7 protein-coding genes and 2 pseudogenes are annotated in these 4,668 nt (G+C 66.5%); all 9 read left to right on the plus strand.

Annotated elements, in window-relative coordinates:
* Positions 1-217, plus strand: a pseudogene (gene tuf / locus VF632_RS19390) (elongation factor Tu); the annotation flags it as partial.
* 80 nt (positions 218-297) lie between these two features.
* Positions 298-447 carry a 50S ribosomal protein L33 gene (gene rpmG, locus VF632_RS19395; RefSeq protein ID WP_331024590.1) on the plus strand — a complete coding sequence of 50 codons (150 nt, stop codon included), beginning with the start codon at positions 298-300 and terminating at the stop codon, positions 445-447.
* A gap of 71 nt (positions 448-518) precedes the next feature.
* The gene (gene secE, locus VF632_RS19400; protein ID WP_331024591.1) at positions 519-731 is read left to right on the plus strand and encodes a preprotein translocase subunit SecE; all 213 of its coding nucleotides are present in this window, start codon (positions 519-521) and stop codon (positions 729-731) included.
* Between the two features lie 8 nt (positions 732-739).
* Positions 740-1,291, plus strand: a complete 552-nt coding sequence (gene nusG, locus VF632_RS19405) for a transcription termination/antitermination protein NusG (RefSeq protein WP_331024592.1) — start codon at positions 740-742, stop codon at positions 1,289-1,291.
* Between the two features lie 24 nt (positions 1,292-1,315).
* Positions 1,316-1,741 (plus strand): 50S ribosomal protein L11, encoded by a 426-nt coding sequence (gene rplK / locus VF632_RS19410; RefSeq protein ID WP_331024593.1) that lies wholly within the window; start codon positions 1,316-1,318, stop codon positions 1,739-1,741.
* A gap of 271 nt (positions 1,742-2,012) precedes the next feature.
* The gene (gene rplA / locus VF632_RS19415) at positions 2,013-2,708 is read left to right on the plus strand and encodes a 50S ribosomal protein L1 (protein ID WP_331024594.1); all 696 of its coding nucleotides are present in this window, start codon (positions 2,013-2,015) and stop codon (positions 2,706-2,708) included.
* 4 nt (positions 2,709-2,712) lie between these two features.
* Positions 2,713-3,243 (plus strand): 50S ribosomal protein L10, encoded by a 531-nt coding sequence (gene rplJ / locus VF632_RS19420; protein ID WP_331024595.1) that lies wholly within the window; start codon positions 2,713-2,715, stop codon positions 3,241-3,243.
* A 91-nt stretch (positions 3,244-3,334) separates the two neighbouring features.
* Positions 3,335-3,718, plus strand: a complete 384-nt coding sequence (rplL, locus tag VF632_RS19425; RefSeq protein ID WP_331024596.1) for a 50S ribosomal protein L7/L12 — start codon at positions 3,335-3,337, stop codon at positions 3,716-3,718.
* Positions 3,719-3,949: 231 nt separating this feature from the next.
* Positions 3,950-4,668: pseudogene (gene rpoB / locus VF632_RS19430) on the plus strand (DNA-directed RNA polymerase subunit beta); the annotation flags it as partial.

Here is a 4,668-nt window from a genome sequence, read left to right on the forward strand (position 1 = left end):
CTTCAACGGGTACCGCCCGCAGTTCTACTTCCGCACGACGGACGTGACGGGCACCGCCAACCTCCCCGAGGGTGTGGAGATGGTGATGCCGGGCGACAACGTGCAGATGTCGGTGGAGCTGATCACGCCGATCGCGATGGAAAAGGAGCTTCGCTTCGCCATCCGCGAGGGCGGCCGCACCGTCGGCGCCGGCGTCGTCACCGAAATCCTGGACTGATCAACGGCCGGCACAGCGGTGGGGAGGCACCGTCGCCTCCCCGCCGCTCGTCGTCTATTCGCGGGTAAGGAGAAACAGCCATGCGTGACAAGGTCATCCTCGCTTGCACCGAGTGCAAGGAGAGGAATTATCACAAGACGAAGAACAAGCGGAAGCACCCCGAGCGGGTGGAGTACAAGAAGTACTGCCCGCGGTGCAACACGCACCGGCCGCACAAGGAAACCAAGTAAGCGGCACCGGAACGGCGGCCGGCCCTTTCCGGGCCGGCCGGCACCCTTTTTTGATCGCGAACGGTTTCCGCATGGCTGAGACGACGACGCGTACCTCTGCCCTCGACTTCTTCGGTGAAGTCGTCGAGCAGGTCAAGAAGATCACCTGGCCCGACCAGGCGCAGCTGAAGAGCTCCACCGGGATGATCGTGGTGTTCATGCTGGTGATGGCCTCCATCATCTTCGTGATGGACCGCGGGGTCGGCTTGGTGCTCGACATGATCTCGTCCCTGTTCACGAGCTGAGCGCGCCCATGGCCGACGCCAAGTGGTACGCCATCCAGAGCTATTCGGGGCACGAGAACAAGGTGCAGCGGCTGATCCAGCGCCGCATCGACGAGGAGCAGGGCGAGCCGGAAACCCGGCAGATCCAGGAAGTGATGGTCCCCACCCGTGAAGAGGTGGAGCTTCGCAACGGCAAGCGCGTGACCGTCACCCGGAAGCTGTACCCGGGGTACGTGCTGGTGAAGATGGTGTACAACCAGCGCACGGCCCACCTGATCAACAGCATCCAGGGCGTCATCAAGTTCCTGGGCACGGGCGCCGAGCCCGCGCCGCTGACGGACGACGAGCTGTCGAAGGTGCTGGGTCAGGAGGAAGCGGCCCCGGCCGCCGCCGAGGCCCCGGTGGTGCTGATCCCGTTTAACCACGGGCAGGTGGTCGAGGTGACCGACGGGCCGTTCAAGGAGTTCAGCGGCACCGTGCAGGACATCGACCACGACAAGGGCAAGGTCAAGGTGGAGGTGTCGCTCTTCGGGCGGCCCACCAGCATCGAGCTGGACTACACGCAGCTCCGCGGCTTCTGAAGCGGACGTTGATTCGAGGCGAAGATGGCGAAGAAAGTCACCGGGTTCATCAAGCTCCAGGTTCCCGCCGCCGCGGCCAACCCGGCGCCCCCCGTGGGCCCCGCGCTGGGCCAGCACGGCGTGAACATCATGGAGTTCTGCAAGCAGTTCAACGCGCGCACGCAGGGTCAGCCGGGGATGATCATCCCCGTCGAGATCACCGTGTACGCGGACCGCTCCTTCACGTTCATCACCAAGACGCCCCCGGCGGCGGTGCTGATCAAGAAGGCCATCGGCCTGGACAAGGGCTCCGCCTCGTCGAAGAAGACCAAGGTGGGCACGCTCTCGCAGGAGCAGCTGCGCAGCATCGCCGAAACCAAGATGCCCGACCTGAACGCGGCCGACATCGAGGGCGCCATGCGCCAGATCGCCGGCACCGCCCGGTCGATGGGCGTCGAGGTGGCGAAGTAAGGGAAGTACCCAGTCCCGAGTGCCCAGTACCAAGTCCTTGGCACTAGGCACCAGGCACCAGGTACTTCAAGTCAGGAGCCGGAGGGCGCTTTCGAGCGTCCCCGGTCCCAGGCGGGAGAAGTGGAGTTCGGCCGGAGCCCAGGAAGCGGTCTCCCGCCCTTCCGTTTCGCAGGAATGCGGAGCGCGGCCGAAAATCCCGTCCGATCAACCACCGCGGGCCAGGCGAACGCCGGGTGGGAGGACTCGTGAGAAACGTTCGCTGAGGGGGTACATGCCAAAGCACGGGAAAAAGTTCCGCGACGCGCAGGCCCGTGTGCCCGAGGGATCGACGTTTCAGCCCGCCGAGGCCGTAAGCCTCGTCAAGGAGCTGAGCTTCGCCAAGTTCGACGAGACGGTGGAAGCCGCCGTCCGCCTTGGCGTCGACCCGAGGCACGCGGACCAGATCGTCCGCGGCGCCGTCGTCCTTCCCCACGGTACGGGGAAGACCGCCCGCGTGCTCGTGATCGCCCAGGGCGACCGCGCGCGTGAGGCGGAGGAAGCCGGTGCCGATTTCGTGGGCACCGAGTACGTCCAGAAGATCAAGGACGGCTGGCTGGATTTCGACGTCTGCGTCGCCACGCCCGACATGATGGGCCAGGTGGGCCAGCTGGGGCGCATCCTGGGCCCCCGCGGCCTGATGCCCACGCCCAAGGCGGGCACGGTGACGATGGACGTTTCGCGCGCGGTGCGCGAGATCAAGGCCGGCAAGATCGAGTTCCGCGTGGACCGCACGGGCAACGTGCACGTTCCCATCGGGAAGGTGTCGTTCGAGCCGGCGAAGCTGGAAGAGAACCTGAGCGCCTTCATGGACACGGTGATCCGGGCCAAGCCGGCGGCTGCCAAGGGGCAGTACGTGCGCGGGCTGACGGTTTCCAGCACCATGGGACCCGGCGTTCCGGTGGATGCCAACCTTTTCCGGCGGAGCTGAGCGGATGAGGAAAGACGAGAAGAACGTCGTCGTCACCGAGCTCCAGCAGAAGCTGGGCGACGCGAGCGCGTTCTACCTGACGGACTTCACCGGCCTGAGCGTGAAGCAGATCACCGAGTTCCGCAGCCGCCTGCGCAAGCAGGGCGTGGACTACGTGGTGGTCAAGAACACGCTGGCCATCCGGGCCCTCGACGGCCTGGAGCTGCCCGACATCGCGGGCTTCTTCACCGGCCCCACGGGGGTGGTGATCGGCCGCGAGGACGCGGTTGCGCCGGCCAAGGTGCTGGCCGACTTCGCCCGGGAGTTCGGCGACCGCCCCACCGTGAAGGTGGGCGTGGTGGACCGGAAGCCCTTCGACCCGGCGCAGGTGCGGCAGCTGGCCGACATGCCGCCCCGCGAGGTGCTGCTGGCGCAGATCGCCGGCGGCCTGCAGGCGCCGATGGCGCGCCTGGCGGGTGGGATGAGCCAGCTCATCGCCGGCTTTGCCCGCGCGGTGGACCAGCTCCGGCAGCAGAAGGAAGAGGCGGGGGCCTGAGGGCCCGTTCCGCCCATGAGCACGCCGGCCCCGGGCCGGAACCGATCTGACATTCCTGTACGAACGAACGTAGACTAAAGGAGCCCCTGAGATGGCGACGCTTACCCGTGACGAGCTGCTCGACGCGATCGGCAACATGACCGTTCTCGAGCTGTCCGACTTCGTGAAGGCTTTCGAGGAGAAGTTCGGCGTGACCGCCGCGGCCCCCGTGGCCGTCGCCGCCGCCGCGACTGGTGGACCCGCGGCCCCGGCCGCCGAGGAGAAGACCGAGTTCGACGTCGTGCTGATGGCCGCCGGCGAGAAGAAGATCCAGGTGATCAAGGTCGTGCGCGAGCTGACCGGCCTGGGCCTGAAGGAAGCCAAGGACCTGGTGGACGGCGCTCCCAAGACCGTCAAGGACGGCCTGACCAAGGACGAGGCCGAGGCCATGCGCACCAAGCTGACCGAGCAGGGCGCCACCGTCGAGCTGAAGTAACCGGGCGAGCCGGCGCGCGGAACCCCCAGGGGCTCCGCGCGCCGGACCGCGAAGCCGGAGCGGCCACGGGCCGCACCGGCTTCCTTTTCCGGTTACTCCAGCGCGGCGGCACATGGCACAGAGCAGGACTACAATCAAATTCCGACGGACGGTACGCCGCCCCGCCGAATCGCATTCGGTCGGGGTCGTTTGCGCTTTTCCGAATCCACGCACGCTGAGAGGGAGACCCACTTGGCAACGCTGAACAAACCGATCGTCTCATTCGCCAAGCTGACGTCGGGGATGGAGCATCCCAACCTCCTCGACGTGCAGCTGAGGGCGTTCGACACGCTTCTCCAGACCGACGCCGCCGCGCGTGAGCGCGAGGACGTGGGGCTGGAGCGCGTCTTCAACGAGATCTTCCCCATCTCGGACGTCAACGGGAACTTCTCCCTGGAATTCGTACGGTACTCGCTGGGCGAGCCCAAGTACGACATGGAGGAGTGCATGGAGCGCGACATGACGTACGCGGCTCCGCTCAAGGCGACGCTCCGGCTGGTGGTGTGGGAGGACGTGGGCGACGAGCGCCGTCCCAAGGACATCATCGAAAAGGAAGTGTACCTGGGGGACCTGCCGGTCCTGACCCCCCTGGGCACCTTCATCATCAACGGCGCCGAGCGCGTCATCGTCAGCCAGCTCCACCGGAGCCCGGGCGTCTTCTTCGACGTCTCGGTGCACCCGAACGGGACCGAGCTGTACTCGGCGCGCGTCATCCCTTTCCGCGGCTCGTGGATCGAGTTCTCGACCGACGTCGGGAACATGATGTGGGCGTACATCGACCGGAAGAAGAAGCTGCCGGTCACGACGCTGCTCCGCGCGCTCGGCTTCTCGGGCGACGCCGACATCGTCAAGCGGTTCAACCTCGCCGACTCCGTCTCCGTCCCGAACGACGCGAGCGTGTTCAACGAGAC

This window comes from Longimicrobium sp. (genome assembly GCF_036388275.1).
In the GTDB taxonomy this organism is placed as follows: domain Bacteria; phylum Gemmatimonadota; class Gemmatimonadetes; order Longimicrobiales; family Longimicrobiaceae; genus Longimicrobium.